The organism is Leclercia sp. UBA7405 (genome assembly GCF_037152215.1).
Classification (GTDB): Bacteria; Pseudomonadota; Gammaproteobacteria; order Enterobacterales; family Enterobacteriaceae; genus Enterobacter; species Enterobacter pneumoniae.
Window position 1 is genome coordinate 2,192,496 of record NZ_JBBCMR010000001.1, and the last position, 18,407, is coordinate 2,210,902.

The following is an 18,407-nucleotide window of genomic DNA, read 5'->3' on the forward strand; positions in this document are numbered from 1 at the left end:
TCTTAAAGGTGCAAAGACGCAAGACGGAGAATTTCGTTTTGCGTTGTCGTTTTGGTGTCAACAATTCCGGCAACGAGACCATTGCTCATTACCAGAATACGGTCTGTGATCCCTAACAATTCCGGCATTTCGGAAGAAATAATAATGATCCCTTTATTCTTTTTAGCCAGTTCAGCAATCAGCTGATAGATTTCAAATTTTGCACCTACGTCAATGCCACGGGTGGGTTCGTCCAGCATTAAAATTTCGGGCTGGGTCAACAACCAGCGGCCAATAATGACTTTCTGCTGGTTACCACCAGAGAGAGAACCAATCTGGGTGCGGTGCCCTGGCGTTTTAACGCGCATTGAGTCAATAACCCACTGGGTATCACTCTTCATGCGGGAATTATCCAGCAGACCGACTTTATTTTTATAGTTGCGAATATTAGAGATTAACGAGTTAAAGTTAATATCCAGATAAGCGTAAATACCGGTAGAGCGGCGCTCTTCGGTGACCAGCGCAAAACCATGGTTAATGGCTTCGTTGGCGTTATGGTTATTAATTTTTTTACCATGCAGGGTAATGGTGCCGCCCGATTTTTCGCGGATACCAAACAGAGTTTCCACGATATCGGTACGCTTCGCCCCCACCAGACCGGCAATGCCCAGGATCTCGCCCTTATGCAGATCGAAGGAGACATCACGAATCGAGGGTTGACGCAGAGAGGTCAGGTTACGGACCTCGAGGATCACTTCGCCCGGGACGTTCTCGCGGTCCGGGAAGCGCTGGTTTAGGGAGCGCCCCACCATCATGGCGATGATCTTATCCATATCCAGCCCTTCAAGAGGCTGAGTGGCAATCCACTGACCGTCACGCAGAATGGTGATTTCATCGCAGAGCTGGAAGATCTCTTCCATCTTATGCGAGATATAAACAATGCCGCAGCCACGCTCTTTCAGCTTGCGGATAATAGTAAACAGATGGTTCACCTCTTTTTCCGTTAAGGAAGAAGTCGGTTCATCCATAATGACAATCTTGGCATCATAGGAAAAGGCTTTCGCAATTTCGATCATCTGCATTTGAGAAACGGATAGCGTGCCAACGCGGGCCCGTGGGTCAATATCAATATCCAGTTCATCAAAAATCGCTTTGGTATCGCGATACATTTTGTCCTGATCGACAAATACGCCTTTGGTGGGGTAACGCCCCAGCCACATATTGTCCATAACAGAACGCTGGAGAACCAGGTTTAATTCCTGGTGCACCATTGAAATGCCGTTTTCCAGTGCTTCTTTGGCCGAATGGAAGTCAATCTCTTTCCCCTGAAAAAGAATGCTACCTGAATCTTTAGAATAGATTCCAAAAAGGCATTTTAATAATGTTGATTTACCTGCACCGTTCTCCCCCATCAACGCGTGAATAGAGTGAGGACGCACTTTTAAATTAACATTATCGAGAGCCTTAACGCCCGGGAAAGACTTGTTGATATTGCTCATTTCCAACAAGAATTCACCCGACGACTGAGTATTTGTGCTGACCATAATTATACCTTGTTGGCCTCGCATATCGCGTTATAAAAGGGCGCAACGAATTGCGCCCAGTGAGAACTTACAAAAAAGAACTTATTTACCGATAAACTCAGCCAGGTTGGACTGGTCTACGCCCACGTAAGGTACGCGTACGATTTTATTTTCAATTTTCCAGTTGGTGCCATCAGCGGCACCTTTACCGTCGGCCAGGTTTTTCGCCAGGTCGAAGGTGGCTTTCGCCTGGTTGTTGGCATCGTTCAGAACGGTACCGGCCATTGCGCCAGATTTAACCAGAGCCAGCGCTTCTGGCAGGGCATCAACACCGAATACCGGAACAGAGGATTTGTTGTGTGCTTTCAGCGCTTCTACCGCCCCCATTGCCATCGCATCGTTGTTGGCAATGACCACTTCAATTTTGTTCGCATTCGGGCCAGAGAGCCATGCGTCCATCTTATCTTTCGCCTGAGCGGTATCCCACATTGCGGTATCTAACGCCAGCTGCTGGGTCTTCAGGCCCTTGTCATTCAGCTCTTTGATCACGTAAGAGGTACGCGCTTCTGCATCCGGGTGGCCCGGCTCGCCTTTCAGCAGCACGAACTGAATCTGACCATCTTTGTTCAGGTCCCAGTTCGGGTTAGCCGCCCAGTGTTTAGCAATCAGGTCGCCCTGGATAATGCCGGATTCTTTCGAGTCGGTACCCACGTAGAACGCTTTGTCGTAGCTATCCAGCGCTTTACGGGAAGGTTCTTTGTTGAAGAAGACGATAGGAACGTTCTGGCCACGCGCTTTTTCAATAACGGTGCCTGCAGCAGCCGGGTCAACCAGGTTGATTGCCAGGGCTTTTACGCCCTTCGCCAGCAGAACGTCAATCTGATCGTTCTGTTTGGACTGGTCATTCTGGGAGTCATTCATCAGCAACTGAACGTCTGGCGCTGCTTTAGCATCTTTCTCGATAGCTTTACGCACAACGGACATGAAGTTGTCGTCGTATTTATAAATAGTTACACCGATACGGGTATCAGCAGCGTGCGCTGCGGCACCGAAAAGCATGCTTGCCATTACAGCAGACAGGGTCAACACCTTCTTATTCATGGTATCTCCGGTTTTTTTTATGCAGGGTAGTTCGTGTGAATAACGGTCGGCGGGCAGTGTGTTAAAAAAACGTTACTGACTACCGAAGCTCACTTATAAAATTTCTATCTTCCTTGGTCGGTAACGCTCCAGAATGCGTTTTTTTCGTTGTTTGCGGCACGTTTGCTATGGTGAAAATGAATAATCACCGTTACATAGCGTTTCAGCCCCTAAAACGCTGACATCATAGCCAGCGCCTTGTTAAGATACTGTGAATTTACTCACAGATTGAAAGCGGTTACATCACTGCAGATAATTAGTTAGTGATCGGCGCCACAATTTGCCGAATGGCAACGGAATGGCGACGCACCAGCGTTGGCATAAAACAGTGCGTTGCATCAGGATCAAGTTGCCCCGCCGCGCCCAGTAATGCCAGCTCTGTCGCCAGTTTCGCCATAGAAGCAATGGGATAACGGACGGTAGTGAGCTGCGGATCGGTGTAACGGGCAATGGGAATATCATCGAAGCCAATCAAGGAGAGATGCTGTGGCACCGCAATGCCATTATCTTTCAGCGCTGTCAGGGCGCCGGCAGCCATACTGTCGTTGTAGGCAAAAACTGCCGTCAACTGCAGGTTTCGGCCCAGCAACTCGACCATTGCCGCCTCCCCACCCTGCATATCAGGCTCTCCGGTACCCACCCAGCTATCAGACGGCGTTATCCCCTGCTCTTTCAGCGCATTTTGCCAGCCTTCGTAACGCATCACGTCATCTTCAATATGGTGGCTGGAGGCCAGATAGCCGATGCGCTGATGACCATGATTGAGCAGCATCCGGGTAGCCATCATCGCCCCGCTGACATTATCCAGCCCCACGCAACGATGGGCGTAGCCCGGTACAATCCGGTTAATCAGCACCATGCCCGGGATCTGATCCATAAAGCTGGCCAGTTCGTCGTCGGCAAGGGCTTTTGAGTGCACAATCAGGGCGTTACAGCGCTGACGTATCAGCACCTCAATGGCGTTACGCTCTTTCTCTGCCTCGTGATAGCTGTTACCAATCAGCACATACTTCTGATGCTGCTGCGCCACCACATCCACGGCTTTAACCAGCGCACCGAAAAAGGCATCCGACACATCCATCACCACCACGCCGATGGTATCACTGACCTGAGTGGCCAGCGCCTGGGCATTCGCGTTCGGGCGATAGCCAAGCTCGGCCACCGCTTTCAACACGGCTTCCCGTGTATCAGGGCTGACCAGCGCGCTGTTGTTTAAAACGCGGGAAACGGTGGCAACAGAAACGCCCGCGATGCGGGCCACGTCACGAATGGTGATCATATTCACCATCCTTAAAGAGATTGCAGCAACTCACAGACACCCCCTGTGTTTAGCAAGGTGTCTATTCTGGCAGCGCAAGCGCGGGGACTACGTGAAGAAGCTCACACAGATGAAAACGGTTACATCCATTTTGTTAATGATTGTGATCCAGATCGTTATCTGGATGTATCGTTCAATGAAACACCGGCAGCCCTGGCGGTCAGTTGGCGCCACAGCCATTCAACCGGACCCTGGCGGAACCGGCGCAGCCAGTAAACTGAAAAGAGAATGTTTGCGGCCCATACCGGGAGTACGAATGCCAGCAGTTGCAGGCGGTCGAACTTCATAAACAGGCCCAACCGGTAGAAGAGTGTCGTACAAATCAGGGTTTGCAAAAGATAGTTGCTTAGCGCCATGCGCCCCACGCAGGCGATGGCGGTGACCAGGCGAAAGCGGCAGAGCTGCGGCCAGTAACCATACAGTAACGCCGCGTATCCCACCGTCTGGAACGGTGCACTCAGTTCGCGCGGGGCCTGCAACAGAAAGGCACACCAGCGATAGTCCCACCCCAACTGCCACTGGGTAATGACCGCCGGCAGATTGATGGCGATACCGGTCAGTACCAGCCACAGGCCAGTACGACGATAGTGCTTCAGGCTAAATTCACCCTTCAGCCAGCCGCTGCGCATCAGCGCGGCGCCCATTAACATCATCCCCGCCAGTTGCCATCCGTACTGTGCCCCGAGCGCCAGCAAACTATCGCCCAGCATATCGAGACGGTTCGTTATGGCTTCACTGCCTCCGGTAAGCTTCCAGAACTGTTCATACTGTAAGTTTGCCGCATCCGGCACCCAGGAGCGGTTGGTCGAATCACCCGAGATTAACCCCAGCAATACCAACACCCCGATCCCCATGGCATACAGCACTACGCCGGTCATAAAGAGATTTTTCACGCCGTGGGCGTCGCGGATCATGCGCCAGCAAATTAACCCCACCAGCCCATACGCCAGCAGAATATCGCCATCCCAGAAAAAGAGACCGTGCAGAAAACCGAGCAGCACCAACAGCGTCAGGCGCGACTGGATCCAGCGCTTACCGCGTTTCAGTAACAGCTGTAGTCCGGCGCCGAACAGCAGAGCAAATAAGGTCAGGAATTTAACCTGAGCGAAGAGATCCAGCACCGCCCAGGTCCAGGCGTCGCGGCGAGTGATCTCGCCATACCAGGCAGGATTGAGATAAGCGGCCTTCGGCAGACCGAAGGCGCTTATATTCAAAAGCAGGATACCGAGGATGGCAACGCCACGTACAAAATCCAGCGTGACATTCCGCTCCATATACCCTGCCCTGACGATCAGTTGTGGTGACGAACGGCGCGCAGGAACTCCTGGCGGGTGTTCTGGCTGGATTTGAAAAGACCGCCCAGCGATGTGGTAGTGGTGGCGCTGGTGGCATCGCGAATACCGCGCGCTTTTACGCAGTAATGCACGGCATCAATGGAAACGGCCACGTTATTCGTACCCAGCAGCGTCTGCAGCGCGGTAAGGATCTGCTGCGTTAAACGCTCCTGAACCTGCGGACGCTGAGCAAAGAACTGCACGATACGGTTGATCTTGGACAGACCGATTACCGCATCTTTCGGAATGTAGGCCACCGTTGCTTTACCGTCGATAGTCACGAAATGGTGCTCGCAGGTGCTGGTGAGCGTGATATCACGCACGGTGACCATCTCATCTACCTTCATTTTGTTTTCAATGACGGTGATTTTCGGGAAGTTGGCGTAATCCAGCCCGGAGAAGATCTCATCCACATACATTTTCGCAATGCGGCGCGGGGTCTCCATCAGACTGTCGTCACTCAGATCGAGATTCAGCAGCTGCATGATTTCCGTCATGTGGCCGGAAATAAGACGTTTACGGGTTTCATTGTCCATCTCCTGAACCGGTGGGCGTAGCGGGGTTTCAAGACCGCGCGCAACCAGCGCTTCATGGACAAGGGCAGCTTCTTTACTGAGTGATGACATTCATTGTTCTCCTGCAGGTGTGGCTCGCTTTTGCCTCTTGGGGGCAAAATGTGCACTCATTGTGCGCGAGGCGGCGCACTTAATCCAGTATTCACAGCGATAATTATTACGATTGCTGTAGCCTTTCATCGTAACGGCGCCAGACCAGCGCGCCCGCGACGAACAGCGCGATACCCGCAAGGCCTAAAGCCGGCTCAAGCTGATGCGTGAGCCAGGTCGACAGCGCCGAGGTTACCGGCCCTACCAGCTGCCCGACCGCATAGCCGGTAGTTAATAATCCGGCCATGTAGCGGGTATGACCAGGCGCCAGTTCACGGCCATATAACAGCGATAACTGCACGGCACATAAGAAACCGCCGCCGACCAGCAGCGCGCCGGTAATCAGGCCGGCCATACCGGGCATCAGCCAGGCGGCCAGCACGCCAATACCCTGTAACCAAAGCACCAGTGCCAGCCTGCGGTTTGACGTCGAAATATGACGCAGCGCGATACTCAGCGCAATACCGACCACTGCGGCAGCGCCAAATACGGGCCAGACGAACTGGGCGAAGACGCTACCCGGAAAACGCAGCGCCGCCATTTGCGACAGGAAGGTGGCCGGCAGGATATAGCCAAATCCCGCCAGACTGTAGCTCCATACCAGACGGCGGAGATCGCGCGTCAGGACCAGAGGCTCAGGCGCGCTCCCCGGACGGTGAAGTTGCCCGGCGCGGGGCAGATAGCGGGCGACCAGGACAATCAGCACCAGCGCCAGCACGCCATAAATCTGCCACGCGGCCCCTGCGCTCAGGGCGCGCGACTGAATATAAACCGCCAGTAGCCCGCTGATAGCAATACCGGCTCCCGGCCCGGCGAAAACCGCCGCACTCAGCCCAGGCTTGCCGTAATGGGCCAGTCGTTCGTTGGTCCAGGCGGCAATCAGCACCATCGACCAGCCGCTCATGCAGCCAATCACGAAGCGTAACAGGCCATGAACAATGGCGTTATCTGCCACGGCAGAGAGCAGCGTCAGCGCTACGGCACCGATAATCCCCAGCCACAGCCGCCCTTCAACGAAGCGGTGGGCGCGCATGGCATCCCACGCACCGACCAGATAGCCGAGATAGTTCATCGCGGCAACCAGCCCGGCGCTGGTGAGCGTCAGTTGACCGGCCGCAATCATCAGCGGCACCTGCGGCGTGAAAGCAAACCGTCCGATACCCATCGCCACGACCAGAACCACAAAACCGCTGAGCGCGATACGCAGCGCCATGATCACTCCAGTTGTTAAAATTTAGTTAATTTATGATGCAGGATCGGGAGGCGATGCGGAAGTGAAAGTTGCTCACAGGTGAATGAATTATCTGTATTATGGGCCGAATGATTCGCCCACCCCTTAAGGAGCCCTGCATGGAACTGCTCGAAGAGCACCACTGTTATGAAGGCCGACAGCAGCGCTGGCGCCACGACTCCACGGTTCTGAACTGCGCCATGACGTTCAGCATCTTTTTACCGCCGGTTGACGAAACGGCAAAGCCACCGGTGTTGTACTGGCTCTCCGGTCTGACCTGTAATGATGAAAACTTCACCACCAAAGCGGGCGCCCAGCGTGTTGCCGCAGAGCTGGGCATCGTCCTGGTAATGCCAGACACCAGCCCGCGTGGGGACGATGTAGCGGACGATGCCGGCTACGATCTGGGTAAAGGCGCCGGCTTTTATCTCAACGCCACCGAGCAGCCCTGGGCCAGCCATTACCGCATGTACGATTACCTGCGCGATGAGCTGCCTGCCCTGATTACTCAAACCTTTGCGGTGAGCGAGCGCTGCGCCATCAGCGGCCATTCTATGGGCGGCCATGGGGCATTAATCATGGCCCTGAAAAATCCGGGTCGCTTCACCAGCGTGTCGGCCTTTGCGCCGATTGTTAATCCGACACAGGTGCCCTGGGGACAAAAAGCCTTCAGCCACTATCTGGGTGATGATGCCACCCGCTGGCAGGCGTGGGACAGCTGCGCGTTGATGCTCGCCAGTCAGCCAGAGCATGCCATCCCTACGCTTATCGATCAGGGCGATGCGGATCAGTTCCTCGCCGGCCAACTCCAGCCTGCCGTGCTGGCCGAAGCCGCGCGTCAAACCGCCTGGCCCCTCACCCTGCGCATCCAGCCGGGATACGATCACAGCTACTACTTTATTGCGACCTTTATCGAAGACCACCTGCGTTTTCACGCCGAACACCTCTTAGCCTAGTTATTCAGGAGGGCGCTGCCCTCCTTCTTTACCTTCCCCTACCTTTACATTCCATCATCTTATTGAATCTTTTGTCATTCTTTATCCCTTCTATCAAACACAAATGATTTCAATTATCATTAGTGTTTACAAATAAACATTCTTTTGTACAATTCCAGGCTCTTCTCCATGCCAAAGAGTTCATACAAGACAAATACATAGGGTTCTCAGGGTTATCTCCATGGAGTTTTATCTTTTTTTATACGGAATGTACAAATGACAATACCTCAGATTAATCGTCTGGCTATCGCCGTTAGCATCGCCACATTGTCCCCTCTCCTTCACGCAGCCGACCAGGACACCGTTGTTGTCACGGCGACCGGCTTTGAACAAAAAATCCAGAATGCCCCTGCCTCTATCTCCGTCATCTCTAAACAGCAGATCGAAGATAAGGCCTACCGGGACGTGACTGACGCGCTGAAAGACGTGCCGGGCGTGGTGGTGACAGGCGGTGGCAGCAGCAGCGATATCAGTATTCGCGGCATGTCTTCGCAATACACCCTCTTCCTGGTCAACGGTAAGCGAATCAGCACCCGCAGCACCCGCCCTAACAGCGATAACTCCGGCATCGAACAAGGCTGGCTGCCGCCGCTGGAGTCCATCGAACGTATCGAAGTGATCCGCGGGCCGATGTCCTCCCTGTATGGCTCCGATGCCATGGGCGGCGTGATTAACGTCATCACTAAGAAGGTATCGAACACCAAAGCCTGGACCGGCTCGCTGCATGGCGATGCCACCTTCCAGGAGAATAACGATTCTGGCGATCTGTTCCAGACCAATGCGTATGCCTCTGGCCCGCTGATTGACGGGCTGCTGGGGGCGAAGGTGACCGGCCTGCTCTCACGCCGCGCGGAAGATAAGATTGAGAACGGTTATAACGAGCAGAAAATGCGTAACGGCGGTATCACGCTCAACTTCACGCCGGATGAGAAGAACGACATTGACCTCGATTTTGCCCGTGAGTTGCAGGATCGCAACAGCACGCCGGGGATGTCGAAAACGGTTGAAAACTGTCGCGGTAATGTCTGCACCCCAAATACCAAAAGTGAAACCCGCTACGAGCACACCACCTGGGCTCTGACCCACAGCGGCTATTACGACGATTTCAATAGCACCAGCTACATTCAGCAGGAAGAGACCAACAACCCCGATCGCGATATGCGCTCGTACAACACCACCTTTAATAACCAGAACCAGGTTTTCCTGGGCGATCATACCCTGACGCTGGGTGGGCAGTATCGTTATGAAAAACTGCGTGATGAAGGTAACCAGCTGGCCGCGGCCGATGGGTTAAGCAAGCTGACGCGCTGGAGCTGGGCACTGTTTGCCGAAGACGAGTGGGCGATGGCCGAAAGCTTTACGCTGACCGGCGGCCTGCGTATGGATAAAGATGAGAACTACGGCACCAACTGGACGCCACGTGGCTACGGCGTATGGCATCTGGCGGATCAGTGGACCCTGAAGGGTGGCGTCTCGGCAGGCTATCGTGCGCCCGATCTGCGCCAGTCCTCTGCCAACTGGGGCCAGGTTACTGGCGGTGGTCGTCTGGAGGGTATTATTGTCGGCAACCCCGATTTGAAGCCGGAAAAGAGCCTGAGCGAAGAGATTGCCCTGCTGTGGGATAACAACGATAACCTCAACGCGGGCGTCACCCTGTTCAATACCGATTTCAAAGACAAGATCACGGAAGTCCGCCGGTGTAACAGCCGCACCGATCCGGCCTGTACCATCGGCAACCAAACCTATGATTTCGTCAGCGATCGCGTCAACGTCGATAAAGCCAACATGCGCGGCGTAGAGTCCACCTTCGGCTGGAAAATCACCCGTGATGTGAACTGGACGGCCAACTACACCTATACCGAATCTGAACAGAAGAGCGGCCAGTTCTCTGGCAAACCGCTGAACAAGATGCCGAAGCATATGTTCAACACCACGCTGGACTGGCAGGCGACCGAAGATGTCGGCCTCTGGAGTCGCCTCAACTTCCGCGGCAAAACGTCTGAGTACCTGAGCCGTACTTCCATGTCCCAGGGCACCCCGTCTTACACCCAGATTGATGTGGGCCTGCGTTATAACGCCAACAAAAATCTGCTGGTTTCTGCCGGGGTCTACAACGTTCTCGATAAGCAGATCGATTACGATACCTACGACACCGTGCTGGACGGACGCCGTTACACCGTGGGGATGACCTACAGCTTCTGACCCACAAACAAAAAGCCCCCGGCGGTTGCCGGGGGCTTTTTTATGGCCGGAACATTATTTCTTAACGCGTCCCGGGAATTCCATTTCGCTGTAGCGCACGAAGCGCGTTCCTTTCGCCAGTTTGTAACCAAACCAGATGATGAGGAACAGCGGGATGCCGATATAGGTCGCCATCACACCGCCCCAGTCGATGGTGTCCGACAGGAAGGCTTCGTAGTTCTGACCCAGGGTGATGATCAAGCAAAGTACGAAGGCAAAAATCGGACCCAGCGGGAAGAAGCCGGATCGGTACGGCAGATCGTTAATATCATGACCCTGTTTCACATAGCCACGACGGAAACGGTAATGGCTAATGGCAATGCCCAGCCAGGCGATAAAGCCCGTCATCCCGGAGGTATTCAGTAGCCACAGGTAGACCGTCTGGTTACCGAACATCGAGGTAAGGAAGCACAGGCTGGCAATAACGGTAGTGGCCAACAGCGCGTTACGTGGCACACCGCCGCGAGACAGTTTGGCGAAAATACGCGGCGCTTTACCGTCGCACGCCAGCGCGTAGAGCATACGGGTTGAGGCATACATGCCAGAGTTACCCGCAGAGAGCACCGCCGTCAGGATCACCGCATTCATGATTGCCGCCGCAGAGAGCAGGCCCGCATGCTGGAACACCAGGGTGAACGGGCTGACGCTGATATCTTTTACATCATTACGCAGCAGGCTTGGATCGGTATACGGAATGATCAGGCTGATGATCAGGATAGCGAACACGTAGAACAGCAGGATACGCCAGAACACCTGCCGCACCGCGCGGGGAATGTTCTTCTCCGGGTCGGCAGACTCCCCCGCCGCGATACCGATCAGTTCGGTACCCTGGAAGGAGAAGCCTACAATCATCGCCACGCCAATCATTGCCGAGAGGCCGCCAGCAAACGGCGCATCGCCAATCTCCCAGTTGCTCCAGCCCGCAGGCTCGCTGCCCTTGAAGATGCCGACGATCATCGCCAGACCCACAATGATAAAGATAATGACGGTCGCCACTTTGATCAGGGAGAACCAGTATTCCGCCTCACCAAAGCCGCGCACCGAGATGAAGTTCAGCAGGAAGATGACGGCCAGGAAGAGCGCACTCCAGATCCAACCTGGCGTGTCCGGGAACCACCATGTCATCACCAGCTGTGCCGCCACGAGGTCAACAGCGATGGTCACCGCCCAGTTGTACCAGTAGTTCCAGCCCAGCGCGAAGCCGAAGCCTTCCTCGACGTACTTTTGCCCATAAGTAGAGAAAGAACCGGAAACCGGCATATAGGCCGCCAGTTCACCGAGACTGGTCATCAGGAAATAGACCATCAGGCCAATCAGAATATAAGAGAAGAGTGCCCCACCCGGGCCTGCCGCGGAAATCGTTGCGCCAGAGGCAACGAAAAGACCTGTACCGATGGAACCGCCAATGGCGATCATCGTCAGGTGACGCGCCTTGAGTTCGCGACGTAGCGCGGGCGCTTCTGTGGTTTTAGTTTCGGAAACCATATGAAAATGCTGTCCATTCAAAAAATGAGGCGCGATTGTAGCAGAGGATCCGCGTTCCTTCCGGCAGAAATACTCTGTTATAAGAGAGCTTCATGACCGGTCCAGGATTATAAGTAAAGCAGAGTTTCGACCGATTTCACCCCGGCCACTGGTGCTTACTGCTGGCAGTAGCGCAGGAAGCGTTGTAGCGAGCTGGAAAGGTGTTTCTGACGATGGCGAATGCACCATAGCGTGCGCACCAGCTTTGGCAAGGGCAGCGCAATCTCCACCAGCGAACCGCTCTCCAGTTGCTCGGCAATCACCCGCCGTGAAAGGCAGCTAATGCCCAACCCATGGCGAACCGCATGCTTGATGGCTTCCGAGTTGCCAAGCTCCATGCCCAGATGAAACTGCGGCAAATGCGACAACAGAAGATAATCGACAATTTCACGGGTACCCGAGCCATGCTCACGTAAAATCCACGGCGCCTGCGCCAGCCGTTCCAGCGTTACCTCCCCCTGTAGCAGCGAAGAGGCTGGCGAAGCAAAGACCACCAGCTCATCTTCCAGCCAGGGTTCAGCAACAATATCCGCGTTATGGCATGGCCCTTCGATCAGACCGATATCGACCCGAAAATCGATAATGGCGTTAATCACATCCTGGCTGTTCCCTACGCTCATCTCCAGCGGCAAGGCGGGGAAATCCCGGCGGTAGCGGGCGATGACCTCCGGCAGGATATAGTTGCCAATCGTACTGCTCGCCGAAACGCGAATGGCTCCGTTCTCTTCCCGGAACAACTGCTCAATCTCGACCGTCTGCTCCAGCAACGCCAGCGCCCGGGGGTAGAGCAACCGCCCATGCTCGTTCACCACCAGCCGCTTCCCTACCCTGTCAAAAAGCTGCACGCCGAGTTGCCCTTCAAGGTCGGTGAGCGCCGCACTGACCGCAGATTGCGATAACGCCAGCATCTGCGATGCCTGGGTCGTCGAGCCGCTTTTCAGCACTTCGGTAAAGACTTCAAGCTGGCGTAAGGTAATGTGCATAGTCGCATTCCACGGTAGGGTCAGTAGGGGGTGCTTACCACTTATAAAGATTAATTATAAATATATAATCAATTTTATTTTTAAACCAGCGCGGCGTAATCTCCAGCCAGAGAAAGGAGAAGATTATGACGACACTGATTGCACAGCATCATCGTTCTGTATGGCATTACGCCCCGGGTCTGGCCCTGAGCGCACTCATCACCGGCGCGGCACTCTGGGGTGGCAGTATCCCTGCGGTAGCGGGGGCCGGGTTTAGCGCCCTGACGCTGGCCATTTTATTTGGCATGGTGGTCGGTAATACGGTGTACCCGCGTCTCTGGCGTGCCTGTGACGGCGGCGTGATCTTTGCTAAACAGCACCTGCTACGCCTGGGGATCATTCTCTACGGTTTTCGCCTCACCTTTGCGCAGATTGCCGACGTGGGCGTCAGCGGCATCGCCATAGATGTGCTGACGCTGAGCAGCACCTTTATGCTGGCCTGCTTTATCGGACAAAAAGTGTTCGGGCTGGATAAACACACCAGCTGGTTGATTGGTGCAGGCAGCAGCATCTGCGGCGCGGCGGCGGTGCTGGCGACCGAGCCGGTAGTGAAAGCCGAGGCCAGTAAAGTGACGGTGGCCGTGGCAACCGTGGTGATATTCGGTACCCTGGCCATTTTCCTCTATCCGGCCATGTACCCCCTGCTGGCGCACTGGTTCAGCCCGGAAAACTACGGCATCTATATCGGTTCGACCATGCACGAGGTCGCTCAGGTAGTGGCTGCGGGTCATGCTATCAATCCGGAGGCGGAAAACGCGGCGGTGATCGCCAAAATGCTGCGCGTGATGATGCTGGCACCGTTCCTCATCTTCCTCGCAGCAAGGGTTAAACAGCTGGCACCGGCGGGCCAGGCGCAGAAAGGTAAAATCACCATTCCGTGGTTCGCCATCCTCTTTATCGTGGTGGCTATCTTTAACTCCTTACACCTGCTGCCGAAAGCGGTGGTGGACATGCTGATCACCCTGGATACCGTCCTGCTGGCGATGGCGATGGCAGCACTGGGGGTCACAACCCACGTCAGTGCTCTGAAAAAGGCCGGCGTTAAGCCGCTGTTGATGGCGCTGATCCTCTTTATCTGGCTGATAGTCGGCGGGGGTGCCATCAACCTGGTGGTTCATAGCCTGATGGCATAAACCACTACATCCTTCTCCTGTTAACCCGCTATCATAAGCGTTTGCTTTCCCCCGGCGGGTTAAACAGGAGTCCCTTTATGAAATATGTTGGAGCGCACGTCAGCGCAGCTGGCGGTCTTGCTAATGCTGCCATTCGCGCTGCTGAAATTGAGGCGACCGCTTTCGCCCTGTTCACCAAAAATCAGCGCCAGTGGCGCGCCGCCCCGCTCTCCACACAAGTGATTGATGATTTCAAAGCCGCGTGTGAGAAATACCACTTTGGTCCCGGCCAAATTCTGCCGCATGACAGCTATCTGATTAATTTAGGTCATCCGGTCCAGGAGGCTCTCGATAAATCTCGCGACGCGTTCATTGATGAGATGCAGCGCTGCGAACAGCTTGGCCTGACCTTGCTGAACTTCCACCCTGGTAGCCACTTGTCGCAAATCGACGAATCCACCTGTCTGGCACGCATCGCTGAGTCCATTAATATCGCGCTGGACAAAACGCAAGGGGTGACCGCCGTCATCGAAAACACGGCCGGTCAGGGCAGCAACCTCGGGTTTAAATTCGAACAGCTGGCCGAGATTATCGCCGGGGTTGAGGACAAAACCCGCGTGGGGGTGTGTATCGATACCTGTCACGCCTTTGCCGCAGGCTACGATCTCCGTACTACCGAAGAGACCGAAAAAACCTTCGCAGAATTCGAGCGTATCGTCGGCTTCCAGTATCTGCGCGGTATGCACCTGAACGATGCGAAAAGCGCCTTTGGTAGCCGCGTTGACCGCCATCACAGCCTGGGTGAAGGCAATATCGGCCATGATGCGTTCCGCTTTATTATGCAGGACGCCCGCTTCGACGGCATTCCCATGGTTCTGGAGACCATTAATCCGGATATCTGGGCCGAAGAGATTGCCTGGCTGAAGGCACAGCAAACGGCGGAGGCAACGGCGTCAGCTTAAGCCCCGGAGCCTGCTGATAACGTCCTCTGGCCGCAGGCCCATTTCGATCGACTATCGCGCCGCTTACGCGGCGCGACTCTTACCCAGCCAGACCAATAAAGAAACCCGCAATGGTGGCGCTCATCAGATTAGAGAGCGTGGCGGCGGCCAGTGCCCGCAACCCCAACTGCGCAATTTCCGGCGCGCGTCGGGGGGAAACGGCAGAAAACGCCCCGACCACGACCCCAATCGATCCGAAATTCGCAAACCCGCACAGTGCAAACGATATAATGGCGATGGTCTTCACATCCAGCTGACCGGCAGTTTGTAGCCAGGGCGAGAAGTGGAGATAAGCGACAAATTCGTTTATCGCCAGCTTCTGACCAATCAGGCTACCGGCCAGATGCGCATCGCTCCAGTCGACCCCCATCAACCATGCCAGCGGCGCCAGCGCGTAGCCAAAAATCCCCTCCAGGGTCGCCCCGCCGAAACCAAACCAACCGCCAATACCGCCAATAATCCCGTTGATCATGGCGATAATGGCCACAAAGGCCATGACCACCGTCGCCACGCCGGCGGCGATTTTCAGCCCGGTCATCGCCCCGCTGGCGGCCGCTTCAATAATGCTTTTGGGCGGCGTTTCGGTAAACGAAAGGTTATCAAACGATACCTGCGAGGCCTCCGTCGCCGGGCTCAGCAGGCGAGCAAAGAGAATGCCGCCCGGGATTGCCATCAGCGAGGCGGCTAGCAGGTAACCAATGGGTACCCCTAAAGCGGCGTAGCCAATCATTGTCGAACCCGCGATCGACGCCATCCCGCTACAGATCGCGGTAAAAAGCTCATTGCGGTTAAGACGCTCCATAAAAGGCTTCACGATCGCCGGGATCTCGTTCTGCCCGAGGAAAATGGTGGTGACCGCGACAAAGGATTCGATTTTGCTGATATTAAGCGCTTTCTGGAAAATCCCTCCAAGAAGACGAATCAGGAAGCCCATTACGCCAATGTAATAGAGCAGGCTGACCAGCGCGGTGATAAAAATAATGGCGGGCAGCACGCGAAAGGCAAACACAAAGCCGGCGCCATCAAAGACTTTGTCCATCTTGGGCCCGACCAGCGAGCCAAAGATAAAGGCGCTACCGGCATCGCTATAGGTCATCACTTTGTGGATGCCGTAGGCAGCCTTTTCTGCCAGCCACTTCCCGGGTGGAAAATAGAGCATGATGCCGCCGATGGCGATTTGCAGCAGCAACGCCGCCCCTACCGTGCGCAGACTAATACGCTTTTTATTCACTGACAGCAGAAACGCGATTGCCAGTAATACCACCATACCCAGAACACTTCTCATGACGTCCATAATGATTTTCTCTTACGGCCAGGTCTGATTTTGTTGCGGGCTACCGCTTGCTGCCCGTTGGGTGTGACAGCGATGGCGCTTTGCGCAATGGCTGTCACGCCGCACGCCCAGGGGATTAGTGGTACTTACGTACACACTCTTCCACTAAGTCCCAGAACCAGTGGGTGTCGATGGTGATGCCCACTTTGGTGTTCGCCGGTTTGCCGAGAACGCCCAGCTCATCGCACACTGTACGTCCATAGCAAGGGCCACTGTTGACGTCGATTTCGACGTACATCTCCTGGGTTTTAATGCCGGCAGGGTTGATGAGGTAAGCAATACAGGTGGCGTCGTGTACCGGGCCGCCCGCTAAGCCATAGTTTTCATACTGGGTTTTGAGGGTAAAGTTCATGATGTCTCTGAAGAGCTTGCCGGCCGGTCCCCCCGCTTTTTCCATTCTGGCGATCACGTCGGCAGTGCAGACCGTCTGGTTAGTCAGATCCAGCCCCATCATCACCAGCGGCACGCCGGAGGTGAAGACAACGCGGGCCGCTTCCGGATCGGCAAAGATATTAAACTCAGCGGATGGGGTGAAATTACCGGTGCCGTAGGCCCCGCCCATCAGCACAATCTCACGGATTTTGGGCACAATGGCGGGCTGCATACGCATCGCCACCGCAATATTGCTCAGCGGACCGACGGGCACCAGGGTGATATCCCCTTCGCTTGCCATCAGCGTATCGATAATGAATTTTACGGCATGCGTATTTTCCGCTTTGCGGGTCAACGGAGCAAATACCGGGCCATCCAGACCCGTTTCGCCATGGATATTATCGGCAACGATTTGCTGGCGCATTATCGGCTGCGGCATACCCGCATAGACCGGAACATGTATATCTAATGTCTGACAGACATTTAATCCATTGACTAATGTTTTATCCAGCGTCTGATTACCGGCAACAATCGTTATCCCTAATAAATCGATAGCCGGATGCCTTGCTGCCAGCATTATCGCAATAGCATCGTCATGGCCTGGATCGCAATCAAGAATGATCTTTCTTTTTTCCATTTTTATTTCCTCGGTTCGCTGTTGCGTTAAATTCATTTCAGTCATTAAGGTGGGGAGTGTCGACGATTGAATGTTAACAACGGAGAACGTATGCTAAATATGAGAAATCTCACATCAGGAATGGGCCGTGAAAGAGATCCACAATGAGGTTGTTAAACAGGAACTGATTCTGCAGTCAGGATATAAGGAACGGTTTTCCGTGGATATTTTGCGGGATACCCGCTTGTTTGAGGTCGCAGCAGGTGAGGAGATTGTGAGAGTAGGCCAACAACCTGCCTGGCTCTTCTATCTCGTGCGCGGACGCGCCAGACTGTACGCCACCTCAGCCAACGGGCGGGTGTCGCTGATCGATTTCTTTACTGCACCCTGTTTTATTGGCGAAATTGAATTAGTTGACGCGGATCACGAACCCCGGGCTGTTCAGGCTATTGAAGCGTGCTGGTGTCTGGCGTTGCCGATGAAGCAGTACCGCCCCTTATTGTTGAATGATGCAACATTTTTACGGCATTTGTGCATTGCGCTAAGTCGCAAAAATTATCGCAATATTGTTTCGCTTACCCAAAATCAGTCTTTCCCGCTGATTAATCGACTGGCGGCCTTTATTTTATTGACGCAGAATTGTGATATCTATCGCGAAAAACATACGCAGGCGGCCGAATATATGGGGGTCTCCTACCGTCATCTTCTTTATGTTATTGCGCAGTTCACTCAGGAAGGTGTACTGATAAAGCAAAAAGCGGGCTATATCATCAAAAATAAATCCAGACTGCTTAATCTGGCGCGGGAGATGGATCCCGAAAATAATTTCTCTGAATTATTACGTTAACCGCTTCACGCCTTTCTCGTTATATTACGCCGATCGACTCTGCCACCCCTACCCCAGACGAGGTGAGTGCGGAATAGCGATATGTCCGGAGGAAAAAAGGCCTTTTGTCAGGCCATAAAAAAACGCGGCCGACGCCGCGTTTTTGAGATGAAAA

General features: G+C 54.3%; 15 protein-coding genes. 5 read left to right on the plus strand and 10 right to left on the minus strand.

Annotated features, from left to right (window positions below; genetic code table 11):
- Positions 1 to 2 precede the first annotated feature (2 nt).
- The 6 genes from mglA to WFN75_RS10820 all read right to left on the minus strand — a co-directional run bounded on the left by mglA (position 3) and on the right by WFN75_RS10820 (position 7,172).
- A complete protein-coding gene (gene mglA / locus WFN75_RS10795; protein WP_046884740.1) occupies positions 3 to 1,523 on the minus strand; it encodes a galactose/methyl galactoside ABC transporter ATP-binding protein MglA in 1,521 nt (506 codons plus the stop codon).
- Between the two features lie 81 nt (positions 1,524 to 1,604).
- Positions 1,605 to 2,603 (minus strand): galactose/glucose ABC transporter substrate-binding protein MglB, encoded by a 999-nt coding sequence (gene mglB, locus WFN75_RS10800; protein WP_046884739.1) that lies wholly within the window; start codon positions 2,601 to 2,603, stop codon positions 1,605 to 1,607.
- A 295-nt stretch (positions 2,604 to 2,898) separates the two neighbouring features.
- Positions 2,899 to 3,921 (minus strand): HTH-type transcriptional regulator GalS, encoded by a 1,023-nt coding sequence (gene galS / locus WFN75_RS10805; RefSeq protein ID WP_040074796.1) that lies wholly within the window; start codon positions 3,919 to 3,921, stop codon positions 2,899 to 2,901.
- A 155-nt stretch (positions 3,922 to 4,076) separates the two neighbouring features.
- Entirely contained in the window at positions 4,077 to 5,234 is a 1,158-nt protein-coding gene (yeiB, locus tag WFN75_RS10810; protein WP_336996139.1) for a DUF418 domain-containing protein YeiB, read from the minus strand.
- Positions 5,235 to 5,251: 17 nt separating this feature from the next.
- Positions 5,252 to 5,920: a GTP cyclohydrolase I FolE gene (gene folE, locus WFN75_RS10815; protein WP_336996140.1), complete on the minus strand. Its 669-nt coding sequence runs from the start codon at positions 5,918 to 5,920 to the stop codon at positions 5,252 to 5,254.
- Positions 5,921 to 6,026: 106 nt separating this feature from the next.
- Positions 6,027 to 7,172 carry a YbfB/YjiJ family MFS transporter gene (locus WFN75_RS10820; protein WP_336996141.1) on the minus strand — a complete coding sequence of 382 codons (1,146 nt, stop codon included), beginning with the start codon at positions 7,170 to 7,172 and terminating at the stop codon, positions 6,027 to 6,029.
- 137 nt (positions 7,173 to 7,309) lie between these two features.
- Between WFN75_RS10820 and fghA the strand changes: the two genes are divergently transcribed.
- Both fghA and WFN75_RS10830 read left to right on the plus strand, forming a co-directional pair.
- Positions 7,310 to 8,146, plus strand: a complete 837-nt coding sequence (gene fghA / locus WFN75_RS10825; RefSeq protein WP_046884735.1) for an S-formylglutathione hydrolase — start codon at positions 7,310 to 7,312, stop codon at positions 8,144 to 8,146.
- Between the two features lie 255 nt (positions 8,147 to 8,401).
- On the plus strand, positions 8,402 to 10,387 hold the full coding sequence (locus WFN75_RS10830) for a ligand-gated channel protein (protein ID WP_336996142.1): 1,986 nt from the start codon (positions 8,402 to 8,404) through the stop codon (positions 10,385 to 10,387).
- Between the two features lie 54 nt (positions 10,388 to 10,441).
- Here WFN75_RS10830 and WFN75_RS10835 read toward each other — a convergent pair whose 3' ends face one another.
- Both WFN75_RS10835 and yieE read right to left on the minus strand, forming a co-directional pair.
- On the minus strand, positions 10,442 to 11,911 hold the full coding sequence (locus tag WFN75_RS10835) for an amino acid permease (RefSeq protein ID WP_040074787.1): 1,470 nt from the start codon (positions 11,909 to 11,911) through the stop codon (positions 10,442 to 10,444).
- 155 nt (positions 11,912 to 12,066) lie between these two features.
- The gene (gene yieE, locus WFN75_RS10840; protein ID WP_336996143.1) at positions 12,067 to 12,933 is read right to left on the minus strand and encodes a DNA-binding transcriptional regulator YeiE; all 867 of its coding nucleotides are present in this window, start codon (positions 12,931 to 12,933) and stop codon (positions 12,067 to 12,069) included.
- 125 nt (positions 12,934 to 13,058) lie between these two features.
- Between yieE and WFN75_RS10845 the strand changes: the two genes are divergently transcribed.
- Both WFN75_RS10845 and nfo read left to right on the plus strand, forming a co-directional pair.
- Positions 13,059 to 14,105: a YeiH family protein gene (locus WFN75_RS10845; protein WP_336996144.1), complete on the plus strand. Its 1,047-nt coding sequence runs from the start codon at positions 13,059 to 13,061 to the stop codon at positions 14,103 to 14,105.
- A 77-nt stretch (positions 14,106 to 14,182) separates the two neighbouring features.
- On the plus strand, positions 14,183 to 15,046 hold the full coding sequence (nfo, locus tag WFN75_RS10850) for a deoxyribonuclease IV (protein WP_336996145.1): 864 nt from the start codon (positions 14,183 to 14,185) through the stop codon (positions 15,044 to 15,046).
- A 79-nt stretch (positions 15,047 to 15,125) separates the two neighbouring features.
- Here nfo and WFN75_RS10855 read toward each other — a convergent pair whose 3' ends face one another.
- Both WFN75_RS10855 and rihB read right to left on the minus strand, forming a co-directional pair.
- Positions 15,126 to 16,379 (minus strand): NupC/NupG family nucleoside CNT transporter, encoded by a 1,254-nt coding sequence (locus WFN75_RS10855; RefSeq protein ID WP_040074783.1) that lies wholly within the window; start codon positions 16,377 to 16,379, stop codon positions 15,126 to 15,128.
- Positions 16,380 to 16,494: 115 nt separating this feature from the next.
- The gene (rihB, locus tag WFN75_RS10860) at positions 16,495 to 17,427 is read right to left on the minus strand and encodes a ribosylpyrimidine nucleosidase (protein WP_336996146.1); all 933 of its coding nucleotides are present in this window, start codon (positions 17,425 to 17,427) and stop codon (positions 16,495 to 16,497) included.
- Between the two features lie 127 nt (positions 17,428 to 17,554).
- Between rihB and WFN75_RS10865 the strand changes: the two genes are divergently transcribed.
- The gene (locus tag WFN75_RS10865; protein WP_046884729.1) at positions 17,555 to 18,253 is read left to right on the plus strand and encodes a transcriptional regulator YeiL; all 699 of its coding nucleotides are present in this window, start codon (positions 17,555 to 17,557) and stop codon (positions 18,251 to 18,253) included.
- Positions 18,254 to 18,407: the final 154 nt, after the last annotated feature.